The following is a 22,648-nucleotide window of genomic DNA, read 5'->3' as shown; positions in this document are numbered from 1 at the left end:
GAGCCGTCCGGGCTCAGGCGGAGACGTCCTGACGGGCGTCCATGGCCTGACGGTACAGCCGTCCGGCGCGGTAGGACGAACGGACCAGGGGGCCGGACAGCACGCCGGAGAAGCCGATCTCGTCGGCCTCGTCGCGCAGCTCGACGAACTCCTCGGGCTTGACCCAGCGCTCCACGGGGTGGTGGCGCACCGAGGGCCGCAGGTACTGGGTGATCGTGATCAGCTCGCAGCCGGCGGCGTGCAGGTCCTTGAGGGCCTGGGTGACCTCCTCGCGGGTCTCGCCCATGCCGAGGATGAGGTTGGACTTCGTGACCAGGCCGAACTCGCGGGCCTGGGTGATGACGTCGAGGGAGCGCTCGTAGCGGAACGCCGGACGGATCCGCTTGAAGATCCGCGGGACTGTCTCGACGTTGTGGGCCAGGACCTCGGGGCGGGACTCGAAGACCTCGGTCAGCAGGTCGGGCTTGCCGTTGAAGTCGGGGATCAGGTTCTCGACACCGGTGCCGGGGTTGAGCTCGTGGATGGCGCGGACGGTCTCGGCGTACAGCCAGGCGCCGCCGTCGGGGAGGTCGTCGCGGGCGACGCCGGTGATGGTGGCGTAGCGCAGCTCCATCTTCTGCACCGACTCCGCGACCCGGCGGGGCTCGTCGCGGTCGAGGGGCTGGGGCTTGCCGGTGTCGATCTGGCAGAAGTCGCAGCGCCGCGTGCACTGGTCGCCGCCGATGAGGAAGGTGGCCTCGCGGTCCTCCCAGCACTCGAAGATGTTGGGACAGCCGGCTTCCTGGCACACGGTGTGGAGTCCCTCGGACTTCACCAGCCCCATGAGCTCCTTGTACTCCGGGCCCATCTTGGCCCGGGTCTTGATCCACTCCGGCTTGCGCTCGATCGGCGTCTCCGCGTTGCGGACCTCGAGTCGGAGGAGCTTGCGGCCTTCGGGAGCGGGAGCCTGGGTCACGTGAAGCAACTGTACGCCGTGACCCACGGCCCGCTACGGCACGTCGCGCCGGCGGAACGAGGCCAGCGAGAGGGCGGCCGTGGCGAGCGCCAGCACGCCGTAGTACGTCAACCCGCGGGCCGCGCTGAGGTCCCGGATGTCGTCGCAGCCGGGCGCGATCCCCGGCCCGGTCCCGGGGTTCCCGGAGTAGCAGGACTCGGGGACCTCGACGTACACCTCAGTGCCGTTGCGCACGATCGCTGCGAGGTTGGCCCCCGGCTGCCACTGCTCGGGGGTGGGGATGCCGAGCAGGGCGATCAGCATGCCGCCGAGGAGGGCGACGCCGATCAGGACGCCGAGCGTCGCGATCGTGCTGCGAAAGAGCATCGTGAGCAGGTATCCGGCCAGCGCGGCGCCCGCGACGACGACCGCACCGCGCAGCACCTGCTCGTAGCCGTCGCCCACCACCGCGCCGGAGACGGGCAGGTCGCGCCACCTGGCCAGGCCGTACAGGAAGGTCCAGTACGCCGCGCCCACGACCGCCCCGACCAGCGCGGCGGTCGCGGTCACCGCGATCGCCTTCGCGGCCCAGACCCGGCCGCGCCGCGGCTGGACGAGCAGCTGGTTGCTCATCGACCCGCTGGTCCAGTCGTGGCCGGCGAAGGTGGCGCCGACCAGCATCATCAGCAGCGCAACCACCATCACGACCGCCACCACTGTCTCGTCGAGCTGGGTGCGGAGGTCGAGCTCCTGGCGGACGGCGTACCAGTCCAGCTGGGGGAGCATCATCTCCTCGCACTCCTGCCGCAGCGCCGGGCCGTCGGCAGACATGCCCCAGTCCTCCGGGGCCGCCACGCAGTCCTCGACCTCGGCCCGCGCCGTCTCGGTGTCGCGCTCGAGCTGCTGCTGGGCGCTCGCCAGGTCGGCCTCGGAAAGGGGTCGCGTGTCCCACGCGGTGACCGCCGCGATCAGCAGCGGCACCACCACGGCGGCCAGGACCAGCAGCACCACGGCGCGCCGCCAGCGCAGCCGGGTCAGCTCGACGCGGAGCAGGCGGATCATCGGGCCGCCTCCAGCTCGTCGCGGCCGAGCGCGTCGGCGGCGGTGAGGTCGAGGAAGAACGTCTCCAGGTCCGGGCGCAGGTGGGCGAGCTCGGTCAGCCAGATCCCTGCCTCCGCGAGCGTCCGGGTGATCTGCGCCGGGTCCGCGGCCTCAACGCGGAGCGTCCCGCCGGGCTCGGGGGCGACCGCCAGCCCGGCGGCGGCCAGGACCCGGGCCGCGGCGGCGGGGTCCGGCACGGCCACGCGGTACGCCGTACCGGTGCCGAGCAGCTCCTCGACGGTCCCCGACGCCAGCAGCCGGCCGTTGCCGATGATCGTCGCCGACGTGCAGACCTGCTGGACCTCCGCGAGGATGTGCGAGCTCAGCAGCACGGTCACCCCGGCGGCGCCGAGGTCGCGGATCGTGTCGCGGATCTCGCGGATGCCGGCCGGGTCCAGGCCGTTGGTCGGCTCGTCGAGGATCAGCAGCTCCGGCTCCTTGAGCAGCGTCGCGGCGATGGCCAGGCGCTGCTTCATGCCGAGGCTGTAGCCCTTGTACCGGTCCTCCTCGCGGCCGGAGAGCCCCACCGTCTCGACAGCAGCCTCCACCCGGGCGTCGGGCACGCCGATCGAGCGGGAGAGCAGCAGCAGGTTCTGCCGGCCGGTGAGGTTGGGGGAGAACTTCGGGGACTCCACGACCGCGCCGACCCGGTCGGAGACAGCCGGCAGCAGGTCGGGGACCGGCTCGCCGAGCAGCCGCATCGACCCGCTGGTGGCCCGGGCCAGGCCGAGCAGCATCCGGATCGTCGTGGTCTTGCCCGACCCGTTGGGGCCCAGGAAGCCGTGCACCCCGCCGGCGGGCACCGCCAGGTCGAGACCCTGGACGGCGACGTGGCGGCCCCGGCGGTTGCGGAACTCCTTGCGCAGGCCGCGCGTCTCGATCACCAGACTGCTCACGCGCTGCCTCTCGTCCGCCCGGGGAGGGTCGGACGTGATCAAACCAGCCGGCGTCCGCCCGGGGCACGAGACGCGCTCTGGCGGGGGACTGGTCCAGTCAGGGGGTGAGCAGCTCGATGCGCGGGGTCCGGCCGGGCTCGGGGCGCGGCTCGTAGTCGGGCGTCGGCGTGTACGGCGCCCAGGCCAGCAGGTCGCTCAGGTGCCGGCGGACCGCGGGCAGCACCTCGGTGACCGGCACGTCGCGGCCCAGCTCGCGCGAGAGCGAGGTGACCCCGGCGTCGGCGATGCCGCACGGCACGAAGCGGGCGTACCAGTCCAGGTCGACGTCGCAGTTGAGGCTGAAGCCGTGCATGGTCACGCCCCGGCTGACCCGGATCCCGATCGCAGCGATCTTGCGCTCCGGGCCGCGGTCGTCGGCCCGCAACCAGACGCCGCTGCGGCCGGGGACCCGGGCGGTGACGACGCCGAGGTCCGCGCAGGTCGCGATCAGCGCCTCCTCGACGCGGCGCACGTAGTCGACGACCTTGACGTGGTCGGGGAGCCGGACGATCGGGTAGCCGACCAGCTGGCCCGGTCCGTGGAAGGTGATCTTGCCGCCGCGGTCGACGTCGATGACCGGGGCGCCCCCGGGGTCGGCGGGGCGCTCGTGGGGGTCGGTGCGCTTGCCGGCGGTGAAGACCGGCGGGTGCTCCAGCAGCAGCACCGTGGCCGGCTGGGTGCCCTCGCTGACCCGGGCGTGCACGTCGCGCTGCAGCTCCCAGGCGGCGAGGTACTCGATGGCGTCGGCGCCCAGCCCGGCCTCGTCGAACCTCAGCTCACTCACGTCTGGAGACTACGCCCGAGGAAGGTGAGCTGGGCCGGCAGCATCCGGCGCCAGTAGCCGGTGTCGTGGCCGCCCGCCTCGAAGACCGCCCTGACCCCGGCGTCGGCGGGGAACCCCTCGGCGTACTCCTTGGCAGCGCGGTGGAACGGGTCGCCGGTGCCGCAGTCCAGCCGGACCGGGATGTCGGCCAGCTCGTGGTGCCGGTCCATCACCGAGTACGCCGAGTACTCCGCCGCGTCCGCGAACCCGGCCGGGGAGGCGTCGTCGGGGTCGGTCCACAGCGCCGGGCTGACCGCGGCGATGCCCGCGACCCGGTCCGCGCCGAGCAGGCCGCCGAGGCGCAGCGCGCCGTACCCGCCCATCGACCAGCCGAGCAGGCCGATCCGGTCCGTGGGCAGGCCACGCTCGGCCAGCAGCGGGAGCAGCTCCTCGGTCACCATCGCGCCGGCGTCCTCGCCGTCGGGCCGGGGATGCCAGTAGCTGCGCCCGCCGTCGGCCGCCGCGACCGCGAACGGTGCCCCGCCCCGGGCGACGTGGTCGGTGAGGAACTCCGGGAGCCCGAAGGCCGGGCCGAGCAGCGTGGCGTGGTCGGCGCCGAGCCCGTGCAGGGCGACCACGAGCGGCAGTACCGCCGGGGTCGCCGCGGCGCCGGCGGGCCGGACCACCGCCCAGCCGGTCGGACCGCGACGCCGCGAGACGAACGACCCGCGCTCCACCGGGCCGGGGGCGACGTCGGGGACGACGCCGTCCTCGCCGTTGAGCCCCAGGCGCTCCTGGACCCACGGCCGGCCCGGCAGCACGCCCTGGTGGACCCCGGCCGCCCCGGCCAGCCCGGCCAGGGCCGCGGCGGCCCCGCCTGCGAGGACCGATCGCCGGCTCAGCACGGGCTCAGTCTGCCAGGGGCGGGGTGCCTGTGGAGGAGTACCGACGCGGCGGTGCGGATCGCGGTAGGCAGGGACCGTGCACCGAGCCGCGACCGGCCTGCTGGCCGCCATCGTCACGACGGCGCTCGCCGTGGGCGCCGGCGTGCTGCTGCCCGGGCTTCGAGACGCCGAGCGAGCCGTCCCCGCCGTACCACCCGCGTCGGCGCGCGCCGCCGCGGTCGCCGACTCCGGGGCCGAGCGCCAGGCCCGCACGGTGCTCGCCACCTGGGACCTGCGGCGCGCGGACGCGTGGGCGCACGGGGACGCCCGGGCCCTGGGCCGGCTCTACGCCGCGGGCTCGGTCGCCGGCCGCCGGGACGCCGCGATGCTGGAGCGCTGGTCGGCGCGCGGGCTGCGGGTGGACGGTCTCGCAACGCAGCTGCTGGACCTGGCGGTGGTCGAGCAGGGGCCGACCCGGCTGGTGCTGGACGTGACCGACCGGGTCGGCGGCGGGGAGGCGGTGGGCGACGGGGTCCGGGTGGACCTGCCGAGCGACCGTCCCACGCGCCGCCGGATCAACCTGCGGGTGGTGGCGGGGGAGTGGCGGGTGGCGTCGGTGCGCCCGCTCGGGTGAGCCAGCCGGTCAGCACCGGCAGCACCAGCCCGGGCTGCCGGGCCCAGCGCAGGTGGTCGGCCTCCGGGAACCCCTGCGCCTCCGGGTCGAGGTGGACCCGCTCGACGCAGGCCGGCGGGAACCGGCCGGCGAGGTCGTCGACCGAGCCACGCGGCGCGAGGGAGTCGCCCTCCAGCGAGACCGCCAGCACCGGCAGCGCGGTGCTCGCCATGGCCGCGCCGTGGTCGCGGCGCGGCGTGCCGTACAGGAACCGGCCGGTGCGGGCCAGCCGGGCCCAGTCGACCATCTGGGTGCGGGCCTCCCGCCCGGCGAAGCGGAACCGCTCGCCCGGGAAGTGGCCGAGCACCCGGGAGATCACGCCGACGGTCTGGGTCATCACCAGCATCCGCGGCGACCAGTGCCGCCAGTACGGCGTCCCGGCGGCGACCAGGACCAGTCCCGCCAGCCGCTCGGGCGCCCGGGCGGCGAGCAGCGCCGCGACCTGGCCGCCGAGGCTGTGCCCGAGCAGGTGCAGCGGCGCCTGCGGCAGGTGCGCCGCCAGCGCCGCGAGGGCCAGGTCGAGGTCGTCGACGAGCTCCGCGTAGCCGAAGTCCCGACCGCGAGGAGGGCGGCCGGCCGGCTGGCCACCCTCCTCGTGGCCGCGCAGCTCGGTGACCGCGCCGGTGCAGCCGGCCTCGGCGAGCGCGTCGAGCAGGCGCAGGTAGTAGCGCGAGCCCAGGCCCATCGCCGGCACCACGAGCACCGCGGGGGCGCCCGGCTGAGCGACCCGGACCGTGACCTGGAAGGCGCTGCCGTCGGAGCGGCGGATCGTGAGGACCCCGGAGGACTGGTCTGCGGACGGCTCGGGGGACGGCTCGGACGACATGGGGACAGTTCTCCCACACGCCCGGGACGCGGACCCGCCCGGCCCCCGGGTCAACCGGGTCAACCGCGTCAGCTGGACAGCGCGCTGGCCAGCACCGCGGTGACGTCGGGATCGCGCACGACGTACCCGCTCGCCTCGAGGGCGGCCGGCCGGACGTTGAGGCTGCCGAGGAGCTCCGGCGCCATCGGGCCGGCGGCGAGCCGGAGCAGCGGCGCCGGGACCGCGAACGGCGCCCGCCGGCCCAGCCGACGGGCCAGGGCCTCGGTGAACTCGGCGTTCGTGGGGGTCCGCGAGCAGCACAGGTTGACCGGGCCGGAGACGGAGTCGTCCTCGACGAGGTGCGCCACCGCGCCCACCCAGTCGCGCAGCGAGATCATCGCCATGTGCTGGCGACCGCTGCCGAGCCGGCCGCCGAGTCCGGCGCGGAACAGGGTCCGGAGCTGGCGGAGCGGGGCGCTGCGCTGGTCCTGCACCGGCGCGGTGCGCAGCACGCAGACCCGGGCGCCGGCCTCGACCGCCGGCAGGGTGGCGGCCTGCCACTCCCGGGTGACCCGGGTCAGCAGGGCGTGGCCCCGGCTGTCGGAGTGCTCGGTGAGCTCGGCCGCGCCGTGGTCGCCGTACCAGGAGATGCCGTTGCCGGCCAGGAGCGCCGGTCGGCGAGCGGACTGCGCCACGGCCCCGGCCAGGACGTCGGTGCTGCGCACCCGGCTCTCCCGCAGGGTGCGGGCCCACGCCGCGGAGTGCGGGTTGCCGAGGGTCGGCGACCCGGCCAGGTTCACCACGGCGTCCGCGGACTCCACGACGTCCCGGTCGTAGCGCCCCGCCGCCGGGTCCCAGGAGGACTCGGCCGGGCCGGCGGCCGCGCGGCGGACCAGGGCGGTGACCCGGTGCCCGCGGCGCACCAGCTCCTCGGTCAGCGAGGTGCCCAGGAAGCCGGACGCGCCGGCGATGACGACGTGCATGGGCTCAGCCTGTCACCGACCCGGCTGCCTGGGGGGCGGGAGCGCCCCGAACGCAGATCGGCGCCACCCCCGGACGAGTCCCGGGGTGGCGCCGACCTGGTGGCGCTGGCTCAGACGTCGAAGACGCCGGCCTCCAGGCGCTTCTTGACGTCCTGCAGGAAGCGGCCGGCGTCCGCGCCGTCCACGATCCGGTGGTCGTAGGTCAGCGCGAGGTAGACCATGTGGCGCACCGCGATCGTCTCGCCGAGGTTCGGGTCGTCGATGACGACCGGGCGCTTGACGACAGTGCCCGGGCCGAGGATCGCGACCTGGGGCTGGTTGATGATCGGGGTGTCCCAGAGCGCACCGACGCTGCCGAGGTTGGTGATCGTGAAGGTGCCGCCGCCGAGCTCGTCGGGGCCGATCTTGTTGGTGCGGGTCCGCTCGGCGACGTCCGCGATCTTCTTGGCCAGCCCGGCGATCGACAGGTCGCCGGCGTCCTTGACGACCGGGGTCAGCAGGCCCTTCTCGGTGTCCACCGCGAACGCGACGTTCTCGCGGTCGTAGTAGGTGATCTCGCCGGCCTCGGTGTCGAGCGTCGCGTTGAGCTTCGGGTGCTGCTTGAGCGCGTCGACCGCCGCCTTGGCGAAGAACGGCAGGTACGAGAGCTTCACGCCCTCCCGGGCAAGGAAGTCGCCCTTGACCTGGTCGCGCAGCCGGGCGACGTTCGTGACGTCGACCTCGACGACCTGGGTCAGCTGGGCCGACGTGTGCAGCGAGGTCGTCATCCGCTCGGCGATGATCTTGCGCAGCCGGGTGACCTTCTCGGTCGTGCCCCGCAGCGGCGACGGGCTGACCGACGGGGCGGCGGGGGCCGACTGGCCGGACGGCGCGGCGGCGGGTGCAGCGGCCGGGGCCTTCTGCGCCTGGGCGGCCTCGAGGACGTCCTGCTTGCGGATCCGGCCACCGACGCCGGTGCCGGTCACCGAGGACAGGTCGACGCCGTTCTGCTGGGCCAGCTTGCGCACCAGCGGCGTGACGTAGCCGTGGCCCTCACCGGCGGGCTCGGACGCGGCCTGCGGCGCGGGCTCCGACTTCGGCTCGGGCTTCGGCTCCGCCTTGGCGGCCGGGGCAGCAGGCTCGGGCTTCGACTCGGGCTTCGACTCGGGCTTCGACTCGGGCTCCGGCTCCGGCTCCGGCTCGGGCTCCGGCTCGGGCTCGGGCTCGGGCTCCGGCTCGGCCGGCTTCTCGGCCGGCGCGGCGTCGGCGTCGCCGATGATGGCCAGCTCGGCGCCGACCTCGACGGTCTCGTCCTCCTCGGCCTTGATCTCCAGCAGGGTGCCGGCGACCGGCGAGGGGATCTCGGTGTCGACCTTGTCGGTGGAGACCTCCAGCAGCGGCTCGTCGACGGCGACCTCGTCGCCGACCGACTTCAGCCAGCGGGTGACCGTGCCCTCGGTGACGGACTCGCCCAGCGCGGGGAGCGTGACGGCGGTGCCGGAGCCGCTTGTCGGCTTGGTCTCGGCGGCGGGCTTCTCGACCTCCTCGGCGGCCGGGGCCGGCTCGGCGGCCGCCTCGGGCTCCTCGGCCTTCTCCTCGGCGGGGGCCTCGGGCTCCGGCTCGGGCTCAGCCGAGGCCTCGCCGGAGGAGTCCCCGGAGGACTCGCCCTCGTCGCCGATCACCGCGAGCACCGCGCCTACCTCGACGGTGTCGTCCTCGTTCGCCTTGATCTCCAGCAGGGTGCCGGCGACCGGCGAGGGGATCTCCGTGTCGACCTTGTCGGTGGAGACCTCCAGCAGCGGCTCGTCGACGGCGATCGTGTCGCCGACCTGCTTGAGCCAGCGGGTGACGGTGCCTTCGGTGACGGACTCCCCGAGTGCCGGGAGGTTGACTTCGGTGGCCAATGGAGTTCCTTCGCTCGCGATCTGATCGATGATGTTGGTCAAGCGTGGGCGTGCAGGGGCTTGCCGGCGAGAGCCAGGTGAGCCTCGCCCAGTGCTTCGTTCTGGGTGGGGTGGGCATGGATGAGCGGCGCCACGTCCTCGGGGTACCCCTCCCATGCGTAGATGAGCTGGGCCTCGCCGATGAGCTCGCCGACCCGGTCTCCCACCAGGTGGACTCCGACGACCGGGCCGTCCTTGCGGCGGACCAGCTTCACGAACCCCTGGGTCTTGAGGATCTGGCTCTTGCCGTTGCCGCCCAGGTCGTAGGTGAGGGACTCGATGCCCTCGGCACCCCAGGTCCGCGCTGCGGTGGCCTCGTCGAGGCCCACCGAGGCGATCTCGGGGTGGGAGTAGGTGACGCGGGGGATCGCGGACTCGTCGACCGGACGCGGGTCGAGGCCCGCGATGTCCTCGGCGACGAAGATCCCCTGCGCGAAGCCGCGGTGCGCCACCTGCAGGCCCGCGACGATGTCGCCGACGGCGTACACGCCCTCGACGCTGGTGCGGCAGCGCTCGTCGGCGGTGACGAACCCGCGCTCGGTCGCGATGCCCTGCTCCTCGTAGCCGAGTCCCTCGGTGCGGGGGCCGCGGCCCACCGCGACCAGCATCAGCTCGGCCTCGATCACCTCGCCGCCCTCGACCGTGACGGCGACGCCGGAACCGGTGTCCTTGACGCTTTCGAAGCGGGTGCCGGTGCGCAGGGCGATGCCCCGCTTGCGGAAGGCGCGCTCGAGGGCCTTCGACGACGCCTCGTCCTCGCCGGCCACCAGCCGGGGGAGCGCCTCGACGATCGTGACCTCGGCGCCGAAGCTGCGCCACACGCTGGCGAACTCGCAGCCGATCACGCCGCCTCCGAGCACCACCACCGAGGCCGGGACGCGGTCCAGGCGCAGCGCGTGCTCGGAGGTGAGCACCCGCTCGCCGTCGACCTCGAGGCCGGGGAGGGTGCGGGAGTAGGAGCCGGAGGCGAGCACCACGTGCCGACCGGTGTACGCCGTGCCGTCGACGCTGATCTCGGCGGGACCGGTCAGCCGGCCCTCGCCCTCGATGAGGGTGATCCCGCGCGAGCGGACCAGCCCGGTGAGGCCCTTGAAGAGCCTGGTCACCACGCCGTCCTTGTAGGCGTTCACGCCAGCCATGTCGATCCCCTCCAGGCTGGCCTTTACCCCGAACTGCTCGGAGTCACGGGCCGAGTCGGCGACCTCAGCGGCATGCAGCAGCGCCTTGGTCGGCACGCACCCGACATGCAGGCAGGTGCCGCCGACCTTGTCCTTCTCGACGATCCCCACGGTGAGCCCGAGCTGGGCCGCGCGCAGAGCGCAGGCATACCCGCCCGAGCCTGCGCCGAGGATGAGTACGTCGAAGGAGGTGTCGGCCACCGTCGTCCTTCCGTGAGCCGTGCCGTGAGCCTGGGGAACCGCGCCCATCCTTGCACCTTCGGCGTGATCCGGCCGACACCGGGTGCTGCGGCGACACGGTGCCCGGATCGGCGGAACGGCGGGCCGAATCACCGGCGACGCGGCACACTGACGCCATGGGTTTGATCGACCGGTTCCGACGCGGCTCCTCCGGGCGCACCAGCAAGCCGGCCCGCGGCGGCGCGCGCACCGGCTCCACCCGGGTCCGGGCCGCGGACCGGGTCGACGAGCAGCACCTGCACGCGTGGGTGACGGCGCGGCGCGGGGTGGAGGGGTTCGTCGAGCCACGTACAGCGGTCAGCGACGTGACGCTGCTGCTCGTCGCGCACGACGGGGAGTGGACCCGGCGCCGGGTCCCGTCGGTGGAGTGGGCCCACCAGTTCTGCAACAACTACCAGGTGCCGTCCTACGACGCCGCCGTGGTCGGCATCCCGCAGCGGATGCGGGACTGGAACCGGCGCCACAAGGAGCAGGAGCGCCGCCAGGACGGCTGAGCCCGTCAGCTCCGCGGCTCCAGGAACTCCAGCCGGTTCCCGAACGGGTCCGCCGCGTAGAAGCGGTCGTGACCGGGGAACTCCCCGTCCCACGTCACCTCCACCCCGGCCGCGGCGAACGTGTCCGCCAGCCCGCGCAGGTCGCTCACCAGGATCCCCGGGTGCGCCTTGCGGGCCGGGGTGAAGTCCTGCTCCACGCCCAGGTGGACCTCGACGCCGCCGCCCCGGAACCAGCACCCTCCGCGCGCGGCCAGCGCCGGCGGCTTCTCGAGCTCGTCCATCCCCAGCACCCCGCCCCAGAACGACCGGCACGCCTCCTCGCCGCCCGGCGGGATGGCGAGCTGGACGTGGTGGAGGCGCGTGAAGGCGAAGGTGGGGGTCCTCATCAGGCCTCGGCGGAGACGGCCCGCGCCCAGTCGACCAGGGTGGCCACCGAGAAGCCGGTGCCGCCCGCGGTGACGTGGCCGTGCGGTCCGCCGGTGTTGTAGCCCGGTCCGGCGATGTCCACGTGCGCCCAGGGCAGGCCGGCCGTGAACTCGCGCAGGAACGCGCCCGCGAACAGCCCGCCGCCCCAGCGGATCCAGTCGTGCTGGGCCAGGTCCGCGATCCGGCTGCTGTGGATGCGCTCGTCCATGATCTCGGGGATCGGCATCGGCCAGTGCTCCTCGCCGGCGGTGCGGGAGGCGGCGAGGACCTGCTCGACGACCTCGGTGCTGCCCATCACCCCCGCGATCCGGTCGCCCAGCGCGACGACCATGTGACCGGTCAGCGTCGCCACGTCGACGATGACGTCGGGCTTGACCTCGGTCGCCCGGGTCAGCGCGTCGGCCAGCACCAGGCGGCCCTCGGCGTCGGTGTTGAGGACCTCGACCGTGGTGCCGGAGTACGTCGTGAGCACGTCGCCGGGCCGCATCGCGGACCCGGAGACCATGTTCTCGGCCATCGGGGCGAAGGTGCTGACCTTCACCGGCAGCCCGAGCGCGGCGATCGCGAACGTCGCCTGCACCACCGCCGCCGCGCCGGCCATGTCCTCCTTCATGTCCTTCATGCTGGCGGCGGGCTTGATGGTCAGCCCGCCCGAGTCGTAGGTGATGCCCTTGCCGACCAGCGCGACGTGGACCTTGGCGCCCCGCGGGGCGTAGCTGAGCTCGACCAGGCGCGGCGGGGCGGCCGACCCGCCGCCGACGCCGAGGATGCCGCCGCAGCCGAGCTCGGCGAGCGCCACCTCGTCGTGCACGGTGACCTTGACCTTGGGGGCGCCACGGCCCTTCCCCAGGTCCTTGGCCGCGGCGACGACCGCGTCCGCGAAGAGCGGCGGGGTCAGGTCGGCGGCCGGCGTGTTCACCCAGTCCCGGGTGGTGCGCACCGCCGCGGCGACGATCTGTGCCTGCTCGAAGGCCTCCGCCATGCCCGAACGCCGCGCGGCCGGGCTGAGCACCGCCACCTCGCCGGGGGCGCTGTCGCCGGAGCCCTTCTTGTACGTCGTGAACGTGTAGCCGCCGAGCGCCCAGCCCTCGGTCGTCGCCCGCACGAGCGCCGGGGTGTCGGCGGGCAGCGCGAGCGCCACCGAGGCGGCGTTCGGCACCGACCGGGCCGCGGCGCCGGCGGCCCGGCGCACGGTCGCGGGGCTGACCTCGGGGCCGATGCCGACCAGGACCAGCAGCGGCGAGGCGATCGCCCCGGAGGTCGGGATCCGGGTAGCCTCGCCCGGCTTGCCGGTCACGCCGAGGGTCGCCAGCAGCGGGCGCAGCTTGCGGCCGTAGGCCTTGGCGACCTCCTCCGCGCCGGGCGCGAGCTCGGCGCCGTCGGTGGTCTGCACGACCCCGACCACGACGGCGTCGCTGCGGGTCTTGGCGGGGCTGGCGTTGCGCAGGCTGTACGAGGTCACCCGAGCAGGCTAGCCCGCGGCCCGGGGACCGGTAGGTTGACCGTCATGCCCGAGCGGTCCTCCCTGTTGACCTCACCCCTGCACGAGCGGCACGTCGCGCTCGGCGCCAAGTTCGCCGAGTTCGGTGGCTGGACGATGCCGCTGGAGTACTCCACCGGCATCGTCAAGGAGCACGCCGCGGTGCGCGAGGGGGTCGGCATCTTCGACGTCAGCCACCTCGGCAAGGCGTCCGTGACCGGTCCGGGCGCCGCGGCGTACGTCAACGCCACGCTGACCAACGACCTCGCCCGGATCCGGCCCGGCAAGGCGCAGTACACGCTGTGCTGCGAGGACGCGACCGGCGGGATCATCGACGACCTGATCGCCTACTGGTTCGACGACCTGCGGGTGCTGCTGGTCCCCAACGCCGCGAACGCGGCGGAGGTCGTGCGCCGGCTGACGGAGCAGGCGCCGACGGGAGTCGTGGTCACCGACGAGCACGAGGATCACGTCGTGCTCGCGGTCCAGGGGCCGCTGGCCGACGAGGTGCTCACCGACCTCGGGATCCCCGTCGGTCACGAGTACATGTCGTTCGCGACCGCCACCTTCCGCGGCGAGCAGGTCGTGGTGTGCCGCACCGGCTACACCGGCGAGCGCGGCTACGAGCTGATCGCCCCGAACGCCGTCTCGGTCCCGCTGTGGGACGCGATCCTCGACGCCGGTCAGCGCTACGGCATTGTCCCCTGCGGCCTCGGCGCCCGGGACACGCTGCGCACCGAGATGGGCTATCCGCTGCACGGGCAGGACATCACCCCCGACGTCACGCCGGTCCAGGCCCGCCTGGGCTGGGCGGTCGGCTGGTCGAAGCCGTCGTTCTGGGGCCGCGAGGCGATGCTGGCCGAGAAGGAGGCCGGCCCCCGGCGCTCCCTGCGCGGCCTGGTCGCCACCGGGCGCGGCATCCCGCGCCCGCACATGACCGTGTCGCTGACCCCCGACGTGCCGCTCGGCGAGGTCACCTCGGGCACCTTCTCGCCGACCCTGCGCAAGGGCATCGGGCTGGCACTGCTCCCGCCGTTCGTGGAGGACGGCGCGGAGGTCGGTGTCGACGTGCGCGGCCGGCGTGAGATCTTCACGGTCACCAAGCCCCCGTTCGTCGACCCGTCCGTGCGAGAGGTGTGACCCGTGAGCGTCCCCGACCAGCCCCTGACCTTCCGACCGGCGCCCCCGGAGCACCCGTGGTGGTGGCGCCTCGAGGACGGTGCCGGCACCGAGGTGACGATCTCCGGTGAGCTCGCCGGACAGCGCTTCGCCTCCCAGGCGGACGCGGAGTCGTGGGTGGGGGAGACCTGGTCGGAGCTGGCGGCGCAGGGCGTCGACGCGGTGACGCTCTTCGACGTCGACCGCGAGATCTACGGCCCGATGTCGCTGCACCCGTAGGCCGCCCCTCGCGCCCGCGCCGTCGCGGCGTACGCCGTGGACAGCGGGCGCAGAATGGACGGATGCGGACCGACGAGGACTTCGACGCCTACGTGGCCGCCCGGTGGCCGGAGCTGGTCCGGACGGTGGCGCTGCTCGGCTGCCCCGATCCGCTCGCACCGGACATCGCCGCCGACGCGCTCGCCCGCTGCCGCGGGCCCTGGGCGCGGATCTGCCGCGATGACGACGTCGAGGTCGCCGTGCACACCGAGCTGCTCGCCGCCTGGGCGCGGCGTCGGCGTACCGCCTGGTGGGTCGGCCTGCCCGGTCCCGAGGACCCCGAGGACCCCGAGGATGACGACCCCCGGCGCGCCGAGGCCGAGGCGGTGCTGGACACCCTGGATCCCGCGGCGCGCGCGGCGGTCGTGCTCGCCGCGGTGGGCGGGCTGGCCGAGCACCAGGTGGCCGAGGTCGTCGGCGACCCGGACCGGCCCGGGACGTCGGTGTCCTCGGGCCTGGTGCAGGAGGCGGCGGCGACGGTCGAGGTGCCCCCGGCGCCGCTCGCCGGGCTGTCCGCGCGCGCGGGGGCGGTGACGCGGCGCCGCCGGGTGGCCGCCGCCGGCAGCGCCGTCGCGGTGCTGGCGGCGGGCCTGGTGGTCTGGGCGGTGGTCCCGAGCGGCACGCCCGTTCCCTCCTCGTCCTCGGATCCCGCGGACGAGGGGCAGGTGCGGGCGGCGGAGAACCCCGCGGCGCTCCCGTGGTACGCCGACGGCGTGCTCCACCTGGACGAGGTGGAGGTCGAGATGCCCCCGCTGCGCGACCTGGTCCGGGCCGGCGACGGTGTCGTCGCCAGCGACCTCGCCGGGCGGGTGTGGTCCGTCGACGGGACGGGTCGCCGGCGGGAGCTCGGCCAGACCTATCCCAACCTCGACCTGGTGGCCTCGGCGGTCGACGACCGGGTCGCCTGGGCCGACACCCGGCGCCGCCAGCTGGTGGTCGTCGACGCCCGGACCGGCCGCACGACAGCGACGGTCTCGGGGATGGTCCGGGTCCCGGTGGCCCTGGACGGGACGACGCTGGTGGCGCGCGGACCGGAAGGCACCACGGCGCTGCACCGGCGCACCGGCGCGGAGGAGCCGGTCGACGACGTCGTGGACACCCGGTCCGGCACCTGGGTGGTCCGCCGCGACGGCCACACCGTGGAGGTGACCCGCCCGGACGGGTCGAGCCGGGTCGTCCCGGCCGACACGGCGCGGCTCTCGCTCGGCGGGGAGTTCCTGCTCACCCGCACCGGCTTGGAGCGCGCGGTCGCCGTCCACGACCTCCGCGCCGGCCGGGAGCGCGACAGCGGCATCGGACCCGACGAGATCTCGCTCGACTCCGAGCTCGGGCCGGGCGGCACCGTGGTGCACCTGGTGGCCCGGGCCGTGGACCGTGGGGAGGGCCCGGAGGCGGGGTACGCGCGGCTCTCCGAGGCCGGCACCGTGACCCTGCGGACCTGCGAGCTGCTGACCGGCCGGTGCCGGACCGACGCCACCGTCGCCGGCTCCGGGCCGTCGCCGCTGGTGGCCCACTGACCCAGCCTGGCCGTCCTGGCGCCCGGTCCGCGCGGTGACCTAGCGTCGTCCCATGCGCAGCTTCCGCCAGGTCGACGTCTTCTCCACCGAGCCGCTGCTCGGCAACCCGGTCGCGGTGGTCCATGACGCCGACGGCATCCCCGACGAGGCGATGGCCGCCTTCGCCCGCTGGACGAACCTCTCCGAGACCACGTTCCTGCTGGCGCCCACCGAGCCGGGCGCCGACTACCGGCTGCGGATCTGGACGCCCGGCGGGGAGCTGCCCTTCGCCGGGCACCCCACGCTCGGCAGCGCGCACGCCTGGCTGGAGGCGGGCGGCGTCCCGGCCGGCGCCGACGTCGTCCAGGAGTGCGGTGCGGGGCTGGTCCGGCTCCGGCGCGGCGACGTGCTGTCCTTCCAGGCGCCGCCGCTGCGGCGGTCGGGGCCGGTCGACGCCGCGGACCGGGAGCGGATCGCCGGGGTGCTCCGCCTCGACCCGTCGGACCTGCTGGACGCGGCGTGGATCGACAACGGGCCCGGCTGGGTCGGGGTACTGCTGCGCGACGCCGATGCGGTGCTGGCCCTGGAGCCGGACTTCGCGGCGTTCGGCGACCTCAAGATCGGCGTCGTCGGCCGCTATGACGGGGCCGGAGCCGCGGACGGGGGCGGGGACGGGGGAGCGGACGGCGCGGTGGCGGTCGAGGTGCGGGCGTTCTGCCCGGGCTACGGCATGCCCGAGGACCCGGTCACCGGCAGCCTGAACGCCGGGGTCGGCCAGTGGCTGGCCGGCTCGGTGCTGCCCGCGTCGTACGTCGCCTCGCAGGGGACCGCGCTGGGACGACGGGGCCGGGTGCACGTGCAGACCGACGGTGACGGCTCGATCTGGGTGGGCGGCGCCACCCTCACCACGATCCTCGGCACCGTCGCGCTCTGACCGCCGCGGGCACGGGGGTGCCGGGGGCTAGGCTGCGTGCCGTGCAGGCCTACCTCGACCTCGTCCGACGCGTGCTCGACGACGGCGTGGAGAAGTCCGACCGCACCGGCACCGGCACCCGCTCGGTCTTCGGCCACCAGCTGCGCTTCGACCTGGCGGCCGGGTTCCCGCTGGTCACGACGAAGAAGGTGCACACCCGCTCGGTCTTCGGCGAGCTGCTGTGGTTCCTGCGCGGCGACACCAACGTGCGCTGGCTCCAGGAGCGGGGCATCACGATCTGGGACGAGTGGGCCGACGAGCACGGCGACCTCGGGCCGGTCTACGGCGCCCAGTGGCGCTCCTGGCCGACCCCCGACGGCCGCCACGTCGACCAGATCGCCCAGGTGGTCGAGCAGATCCGCACCAACCCCGACTCGCGACGCCACGTCGTCAGCGCCTGGAACGTCGCCGACATCCCGGACATGGCCCTCGCGCCGTGCCACACGATGTTCCAGTTCTACGTCGCGCCGCAGCCCGACGGGCCGGGCCGGCTCAGCTGCCAGCTCTACCAGCGCAGCGCCGACGTGTTCCTCGGCGTCCCGTTCAACATCGCCTCCTACGCGCTGCTCACCCACATGGTCGCCCAGGTCACCGGACTGGCGGTGGGAGACTTCGTGCACACCTTCGGCGACGCCCACCTCTACCTCAACCACCTCGACCAGGCCCGGCTGCAGCTGACCCGGGACCCGCGCCCGCTGCCGACGCTGCACCTGGACCCCTCCGTCACCGAGCTAGACGCCTTCGAGCTCGAGCACATCCGGGTCGAGGGCTACGACCCGCACCCCGGCATCAAGGCGCCGATCGCCGTATGACCCCCGCAGGCAAGCGGATCGTGCTGGTGGCCGCCGTCGCCCGCAACGGCGTGATCGGCAACGGCCCGGACATCCCGTGGCGGCTGCCGGGGGAGCAGCGGCTCTTCAAGGAGCTGACAGTGGGCAACACCCTGCTGCTGGGCCGCACCACCCACGAGAGCATCGGCCGGCCGCTGCCCGGCCGCACGACAGTCGTGCTGACCCGCTCGCCGGACTGGACGGCCGAGGGGGTGCTCGTCGCCCACGACCTCGACGAGGCGCTGGCCCTGGCCGAGACCCTGCCGGGCGACGTGATGGTCGCCGGCGGCGGCGAGGTGTACGCCGCGGCGCTGCCGCTCGCCGACGAGCAGGTGATCAGCGAGGTCGACCTCGAGCCCGAGGGTGACGCGTTCTACCCGGCCTACGACCCCGCCGAGTGGACCGAGACCCGCCGCGAGCCGCACGAGGGCTACCAGCGGGTCTGGCTCGAGCGCCGCGCGACCTGACGCCCGGGGCCGACCCCGCGCCGCAGCCGACCGGCTGGCAGGGTGGGGGCATGGAGCTGCGCATCTTCACCGAGCCCCAGCAGGGGGCAACCTACGACGACCTGCTGGCCGTGGCGCTGGAGGCCGAGGAGCTGGGCTTCGGGGCCTTCTTCCGCTCCGACCACTACCTCGCCATGGGCGGCGACGGCCTGCCCGGGCCCACCGACGCCTGGACCACGCTGGCCGGCCTGGCCCGCGAGACCAGCACGATCCGGCTCGGCACGCTGATGACCAGCGCGACCTTCCGGCACCCCGGCCCGCTGGCCATCCAGGTCGCTCAGGTCGACCAGATGAGCGGCGGCCGGGTCGAGCTCGGTCTCGGCGCCGGCTGGTTCGAGGCCGAGCACACGGCGTACGCGATCCCGTTCCCGCCGACCCGGGAGCGCTTCGACCGGTTCGAGGAGCAGCTCGCGATCGTCACCGGACTGTGGTCCACCCCGGGCGGCTTCACCCACGAGGGCGAGCACTACCGGGTCGTCGACTCGCCCGGGCTCCCCAAGCCCACCCAGACCGACGGCCGCCGCGGCGGTCCGCCCGTGCTCATCGGCGGCCTCGGCAAGCGGCGCACCCCCGCGCTCGCCGCGGCGTACGCCGACGAGTTCAACCTGCCGTTCGTCGACGAGGAGACCACCGCTACCCAGTTCGGCCGGGTCCGCGCCGCCTGCGAGGAGGCCGGGCGCGACCCCGGCACCATGACCTGGTCCAACGCGCTGGTGCTGTGCGTGGGCGAGAACGAGGCCGACATCGACCGGCGGGCGGCGGCCATCGGCCGGGAGAAGGCCGAGCTGCGCGAGAACGGCCTGGCCGGCACCCCGGCCGAGGTCGTCGACAAGATCGGCCGGTACGCCGAGCTCGGCGCCGAGCGGGTCTACCTCCAGGTCCTGGACCTCGCCGACCTCGACCACCTGCGCCTGGTCGCCGCGGAGGTCATGCCGCAGGTCTGAGTCTGAGGCGGCCCGCGCCGGTGGTCCGGATGAGGTGGCGCCCCGCTTTCGGGCAAACCGCCACATCCGCGGCCGCCGGGTCCTAGGTTCGTCGGGCGCTGGCCGTCCGGGCTCTCGCGTCCGGCGGCGGGGGTGCCTGCCCGCCCGGCTGTTCGCAGGGGTGGAGACGGTGTTGATGAGGCGTCTGGTCCTCGCGGTCCTGGTCGGCGTGCTGATCGGCACGATCCAGCCGGGGCCGGTCGCGCACGCGGAGCAGCCGCCCACGGTCAGCGTCGACAGCCCGTGGGTGCGTGCCCGGGCCGTGTCGGGCGAGGCGGAGCCGGTCGTCCTCACGGTGGCGATCGAGGGCACCGGCCCCTTCACCTGGTCCGGCCGCGCCTCCGTGATGAATCGCGACGTGGGGAGGGTTCTCGAGCTGGCGCCCGCGCCGGGCGCCCCCGCGCTCACGACCGGCGTCCAGCAGGTGGCGGTCAGCACCACCGGGGCCTTCAACGTCCCCGGGGCCCACCCGGTGAGCTTCACGGTCGTGGACGGCCTCGGCGCCGAGACCACCGTCGAGACGCAGGTCCGCGTCGTGGGCAGGACCATCCGACCCCGGGTCGCGGGTGTCAGCCGTTTCGTGGCCCCGGGCCGGAAGCGGGTCGTCCGGGCCCGGGGAGACATGATGATCGAGCGGCTCGCCTACCGCGTCCACTTCCGTGCCGCCGGCACCCGGGGGTTCCGGGTCGTCGGCTCGACGCGGCGCTTCGGCCCCGACGGCGTGTGGACGATCCGGGTACGTCGGGTGCGGCAGGGCGCGATGTACGTCCGGGCCGTCTCGCCGTACGTCGTCCCGACGAGGTCCAGGACGGTGCGGATCACCCGCCGGGCCTTCGGCGCCGCGCCGCCGATGAGGGCCGCACCGGCACCGAGCACGCGCTGAGCTCGGGCGCCCGGCGGCGGCCGGGGGCTGGGACGACACGCCCGAGATCGGCGGTGTGGGTGCGGGGGCGATAACCTGCACTCATGACCTCGGCTGCACCGTTCGGTACCGTCCTGACCGCGATGGCCACGGCTTTCCATCCCGACAGCTCGCTGGATCTCGACGGCACCGCCCGGATCGCGCGGCACCTGGTCGACCACGGGCACGACGGCCTCGTCGTCTCGGGCACGACCGGCGAGTCGCCGACCACCACGCCGGACGAGGACGGGGAGATCCTGGCCGCCGTCCGCGACGCCGTCGGGCCCGGCATCCCGCTGGTGGCCGGGGTCGGCACCAACGACACCCGGACCTCCGTGGGCCTGGCCCGCCAGGCCAAGAAGTACGGCGCCGACGGCGTGCTGCTCGTGACGCCGTACTACAGCAAGCCCGGCCAGCGCGGCATCCTGCGGCACTTCCGCGAGGTCGTCGACGCCGCCGAGCTGCCGGTGATGCTCTACGACATCCCGGGCCGCACCGCCACCCAGGTCGCCATGGAGACCTACCAGGAGATGGCGGACTGGGATGCCGTCGTCGCGGTCAAGGACGCCGTCGGTGACTTCGCCCGCGGCGTGCGGATCATGCAGCTCGGGTTCGCGCTCTACTCCGGCGACGACGTCGCCAACCTCGGCTGGCTGGCGCACGGCGCCGCCGGCTTCGTCTCCGTGTGCGGTCACGTGGTGGGCGACGACCTGCGCGCGATGCACGACGCCCACACCGCCGGCGACCCCGCCGGCGCCCTGAAGATCTTCACCAGGATGCTCCCCGCGATCGAGGCCGTCATGGGCGTCCCGAACTACGGAGCCACCACCGCCAAGGCAGCACTCCAGCTCCTCGGCGTCCTCGACAACCGGACCGTCCGCTCCCCCTGGTGGAGCTGGACGAGGACGAGGTGACCGCGCTGCGCACGGTCCTCGCCGCTTCCGGGCTACTGCAGTAAGGACCACTCTTGAGTCACTCCCACCCCGAGCTCTCCGCACCGGCCGATCTGCCGAAGGGAGGGCTGCGGGTCACGCCGCTCGGCGGGCTGGGCGACGTCGGTCGCAACATGACAGTCTTCGAGTACGACGGCCGGCTGCTGATCGTCGACTGCGGCGTGCTCTTCCCCGAGGACCACCACCCCGGCGTCGACCTGATCCTGCCCGACTGGAGCTCGATCCGGGACCGCCTCGACGCCGTCGAGGCGCTCGTCCTGACCCACGGGCACGAGGACCACATCGGCGCCACGCCGTACCTGCTCCGCGAGCGCCAGGACATCCCGCTGGTCGGCTCCGAGCTGACCCTGGCGCTGCTGGACAGCAAGCTGCGCGAGCACCGCCTCAAGCAGACCGTGCACCACAAGGTGAGCGAGGGCGACCGGCTCACGTTCGGGCCCTTCGAGCTCGAGTTCGTCGCTGTCAACCACTCGATCCCCGACGCGCTGGCCGTGGCCATCCGCACCGGCGCCGGCATGGTGCTGCACACCGGCGACTTCAAGATGGACCAGCTGCCGCTGGACGGCCGGATCACCGACCTGCGCGCGTTCGCGCGGCTGGGGGAGGAGGGCGTCGATCTCTTCCTCACCGACTCCACGAACGCCGAGACGCCCGGCTTCACGCCCGGCGAGCGGAAGATCACCCCGGTCATCGACCAGGTCTTCCGGGAGTCCCAGCAGCGGGTCATCGTCGCCTGCTTCGCCTCCCACGTGCACCGGGTCCAGCAGGTCCTGGACGCGGCCGTGGCGCACAACCGGAAGGTCGCCTACGTCGGCCGGTCGATGGTGCGCAACATGGCGATCGCCAAGGAGCTCGGCTACCTCACCGTCCCGCCCGGCGTGCTGATCGACGCCAAGGACCTCTCCAGCCTCCCGCCGGAGCGCCAAGTCCTGGTCTCCACTGGGTCCCAGGGCGAGCCGATGAGCGCGCTGAGCCGGATCGCGCAGCGCAACCACAACTTCGTGCACATCGAGGAGGGCGACACCGTCCTGCTCGCCTCGAGCCTGATCCCCGGCAACGAGAACGCCGTCTACCGCGTCATCAACGGCCTCGCGCGCTGGGGCGCCCGGGTCGTGCACAAGGGCAACGCGATGGTGCACGTCTCCGGGCACGCCAGCGCCGGTGAGCTGCTCTACTGCTACAACATCGTCCAGCCCGGCAACGTGATGCCGGTGCACGGTGAGATCCGGCACCTGCTGGCCAACGGCCAGCTCGCGCGGGACACCGGCGTCGAGAACGTCGTGATCGCCGAGGACGGCGTCGTGGTCGACCTCGTCGACGGGGTCGCCAGCATCGCCGGCAAGGTCGACTGCGGCTATGTCTTCGTCGACGGCTCCTCGGTCGGCGACGTCACCGAGTCCGACCTCAAGGACCGCCTGATCCTCGGCGAGGAGGGCTTCATCTCGGTCATCGTCGTCATCGACTCGGTCACCGGGAAGGTCGCGGCCGGCCCGGAGATCCACGCCCGCGGCAACGCGCTGGACAACGCCTCCTTCGACCAGGTCCGCCAGCCGATCTGCGACGCGCTGGACCGCGCCATCGCGGAGGGCAACACCGACTCCTACCAGCTGCAGCAGACCGTGCGCCGGGTGATCGGGCGCTGGGTGAGCAACACCCACCGCCGCAAGCCGATGATCATCCCGGTCGTCATCCAGTCCTGAGCAGCACACCGAGAAGGCCCCGCCGGATTCCTCCGGCGGGGCCTTCTGGGT

At 74.1% G+C, this 22,648-nt stretch carries 23 protein-coding genes; 12 read left to right on the top strand and 11 right to left on the bottom strand.

Annotated features, from left to right (window positions below; all coding sequences use genetic code 11):
* Window positions 1-13: 13 nt before the first annotated feature.
* The 5 genes from lipA to EBO35_RS11870 form a co-directional block, all read right to left on the bottom strand.
* On the bottom strand, window positions 14-955 hold the full coding sequence (gene lipA, locus EBO35_RS11890) for a lipoyl synthase (protein WP_122817900.1): 942 nt from the start codon (window positions 953-955) through the stop codon (window positions 14-16).
* Window positions 956-988: 33 nt separating this feature from the next.
* A complete protein-coding gene (locus EBO35_RS11885) occupies window positions 989-1,996 on the bottom strand; it encodes a hypothetical protein (RefSeq protein ID WP_122817899.1) in 1,008 nt (335 codons plus the stop codon).
* Window positions 1,993-2,931 (bottom strand): ABC transporter ATP-binding protein, encoded by a 939-nt coding sequence (locus tag EBO35_RS11880; RefSeq protein WP_122817898.1) that lies wholly within the window; start codon window positions 2,929-2,931, stop codon window positions 1,993-1,995. Before EBO35_RS11880 ends, EBO35_RS11885 begins: the two co-directional genes overlap by 4 nt.
* A 97-nt stretch (window positions 2,932-3,028) precedes the next feature.
* Window positions 3,029-3,754 (bottom strand): lipoyl(octanoyl) transferase LipB, encoded by a 726-nt coding sequence (gene lipB / locus EBO35_RS11875; protein WP_206422547.1) that lies wholly within the window; start codon window positions 3,752-3,754, stop codon window positions 3,029-3,031.
* The gene (locus EBO35_RS11870; RefSeq protein ID WP_241153667.1) at window positions 3,751-4,638 is read right to left on the bottom strand and encodes an alpha/beta hydrolase-fold protein; all 888 of its coding nucleotides are present in this window, start codon (window positions 4,636-4,638) and stop codon (window positions 3,751-3,753) included. Before EBO35_RS11870 ends, lipB begins: the two co-directional genes overlap by 4 nt.
* Before the next feature lie 76 nt (window positions 4,639-4,714).
* Between EBO35_RS11870 and EBO35_RS11865 the strand changes: the two genes are divergently transcribed.
* Window positions 4,715-5,251 carry a hypothetical protein gene (locus EBO35_RS11865; protein WP_164477936.1) on the top strand — a complete coding sequence of 179 codons (537 nt, stop codon included), beginning with the start codon at window positions 4,715-4,717 and terminating at the stop codon, window positions 5,249-5,251.
* Here the strand turns inward: EBO35_RS11865 and EBO35_RS11860 are convergent.
* The 4 genes from EBO35_RS11860 to lpdA form a co-directional block, all read right to left on the bottom strand.
* Window positions 5,193-6,116, bottom strand: a complete 924-nt coding sequence (locus EBO35_RS11860; protein WP_122817896.1) for an alpha/beta hydrolase family protein — start codon at window positions 6,114-6,116, stop codon at window positions 5,193-5,195. The genes EBO35_RS11865 and EBO35_RS11860 overlap by 59 nt on opposite strands.
* Before the next feature lie 68 nt (window positions 6,117-6,184).
* Window positions 6,185-7,078, bottom strand: a complete 894-nt coding sequence (locus EBO35_RS11855) for a TIGR01777 family oxidoreductase (RefSeq protein ID WP_122817895.1) — start codon at window positions 7,076-7,078, stop codon at window positions 6,185-6,187.
* Between the two features lie 110 nt (window positions 7,079-7,188).
* Window positions 7,189-8,961 carry a 2-oxoglutarate dehydrogenase, E2 component, dihydrolipoamide succinyltransferase gene (gene sucB / locus EBO35_RS11850; RefSeq protein ID WP_122817894.1) on the bottom strand — a complete coding sequence of 591 codons (1,773 nt, stop codon included), beginning with the start codon at window positions 8,959-8,961 and terminating at the stop codon, window positions 7,189-7,191.
* Window positions 8,962-8,999: 38 nt separating this feature from the next.
* On the bottom strand, window positions 9,000-10,379 hold the full coding sequence (lpdA, locus tag EBO35_RS11845; RefSeq protein ID WP_241153666.1) for a dihydrolipoyl dehydrogenase: 1,380 nt from the start codon (window positions 10,377-10,379) through the stop codon (window positions 9,000-9,002).
* 155 nt (window positions 10,380-10,534) lie between these two features.
* On the opposite strand from lpdA, the gene EBO35_RS11840 reads away from it, so the two are divergent.
* Window positions 10,535-10,912 (top strand): hypothetical protein, encoded by a 378-nt coding sequence (locus EBO35_RS11840; protein ID WP_122817892.1) that lies wholly within the window; start codon window positions 10,535-10,537, stop codon window positions 10,910-10,912.
* 5 nt (window positions 10,913-10,917) lie between these two features.
* Here EBO35_RS11840 and EBO35_RS11835 read toward each other — a convergent pair whose 3' ends face one another.
* Both EBO35_RS11835 and EBO35_RS11830 read right to left on the bottom strand, forming a co-directional pair.
* Window positions 10,918-11,298 (bottom strand): VOC family protein, encoded by a 381-nt coding sequence (locus tag EBO35_RS11835; protein ID WP_122817891.1) that lies wholly within the window; start codon window positions 11,296-11,298, stop codon window positions 10,918-10,920.
* The gene (locus tag EBO35_RS11830; RefSeq protein ID WP_122817890.1) at window positions 11,298-12,800 is read right to left on the bottom strand and encodes a leucyl aminopeptidase; all 1,503 of its coding nucleotides are present in this window, start codon (window positions 12,798-12,800) and stop codon (window positions 11,298-11,300) included. The genes EBO35_RS11835 and EBO35_RS11830 overlap by 1 nt, the downstream gene beginning before the upstream one ends.
* A gap of 45 nt (window positions 12,801-12,845) precedes the next feature.
* On the opposite strand from EBO35_RS11830, the gene gcvT reads away from it, so the two are divergent.
* From gcvT to EBO35_RS11780, 10 genes are all read left to right on the top strand, one after another.
* Window positions 12,846-13,958, top strand: a complete 1,113-nt coding sequence (gene gcvT, locus EBO35_RS11825; RefSeq protein WP_122817889.1) for a glycine cleavage system aminomethyltransferase GcvT — start codon at window positions 12,846-12,848, stop codon at window positions 13,956-13,958.
* Window positions 13,959-13,961: 3 nt separating this feature from the next.
* Window positions 13,962-14,216, top strand: coding sequence for a hypothetical protein (locus EBO35_RS11820; RefSeq protein ID WP_122817888.1), 255 nt, complete (start codon window positions 13,962-13,964; stop codon window positions 14,214-14,216).
* Between the two features lie 62 nt (window positions 14,217-14,278).
* On the top strand, window positions 14,279-15,772 hold the full coding sequence (locus tag EBO35_RS11815) for a hypothetical protein (protein WP_122817887.1): 1,494 nt from the start codon (window positions 14,279-14,281) through the stop codon (window positions 15,770-15,772).
* Window positions 15,773-15,824: 52 nt separating this feature from the next.
* Window positions 15,825-16,685: a PhzF family phenazine biosynthesis protein gene (locus EBO35_RS11810; protein ID WP_122817886.1), complete on the top strand. Its 861-nt coding sequence runs from the start codon at window positions 15,825-15,827 to the stop codon at window positions 16,683-16,685.
* Between the two features lie 41 nt (window positions 16,686-16,726).
* Window positions 16,727-17,536 carry a thymidylate synthase gene (locus EBO35_RS11805; RefSeq protein WP_122817885.1) on the top strand — a complete coding sequence of 270 codons (810 nt, stop codon included), beginning with the start codon at window positions 16,727-16,729 and terminating at the stop codon, window positions 17,534-17,536.
* Window positions 17,533-18,021: a dihydrofolate reductase gene (locus EBO35_RS11800; protein WP_122817884.1), complete on the top strand. Its 489-nt coding sequence runs from the start codon at window positions 17,533-17,535 to the stop codon at window positions 18,019-18,021. Before EBO35_RS11805 ends, EBO35_RS11800 begins: the two co-directional genes overlap by 4 nt.
* Window positions 18,022-18,071: 50 nt before the next feature.
* Complete coding sequence (locus EBO35_RS11795; RefSeq protein ID WP_122817883.1) at window positions 18,072-19,004, top strand: LLM class F420-dependent oxidoreductase; 933 nt, start codon at window positions 18,072-18,074, stop codon at window positions 19,002-19,004.
* 175 nt (window positions 19,005-19,179) lie between these two features.
* On the top strand, window positions 19,180-19,926 hold the full coding sequence (locus EBO35_RS11790) for a hypothetical protein (RefSeq protein WP_122817882.1): 747 nt from the start codon (window positions 19,180-19,182) through the stop codon (window positions 19,924-19,926).
* Window positions 19,927-20,009: 83 nt separating this feature from the next.
* Window positions 20,010-20,858, top strand: coding sequence for a 4-hydroxy-tetrahydrodipicolinate synthase (dapA, locus tag EBO35_RS11785; protein WP_241153665.1), 849 nt, complete (start codon window positions 20,010-20,012; stop codon window positions 20,856-20,858).
* A 53-nt stretch (window positions 20,859-20,911) separates the two neighbouring features.
* The gene (locus tag EBO35_RS11780) at window positions 20,912-22,597 is read left to right on the top strand and encodes a ribonuclease J (RefSeq protein ID WP_122817881.1); all 1,686 of its coding nucleotides are present in this window, start codon (window positions 20,912-20,914) and stop codon (window positions 22,595-22,597) included.
* Window positions 22,598-22,648: the final 51 nt, after the last annotated feature.

The organism is Nocardioides pantholopis, from assembly GCF_003710085.1.
GTDB lineage: Bacteria > Actinomycetota > Actinomycetes > Propionibacteriales > Nocardioidaceae > Nocardioides > Nocardioides pantholopis.
This window is presented reverse-complemented; position numbering and strand designations above follow the sequence as displayed.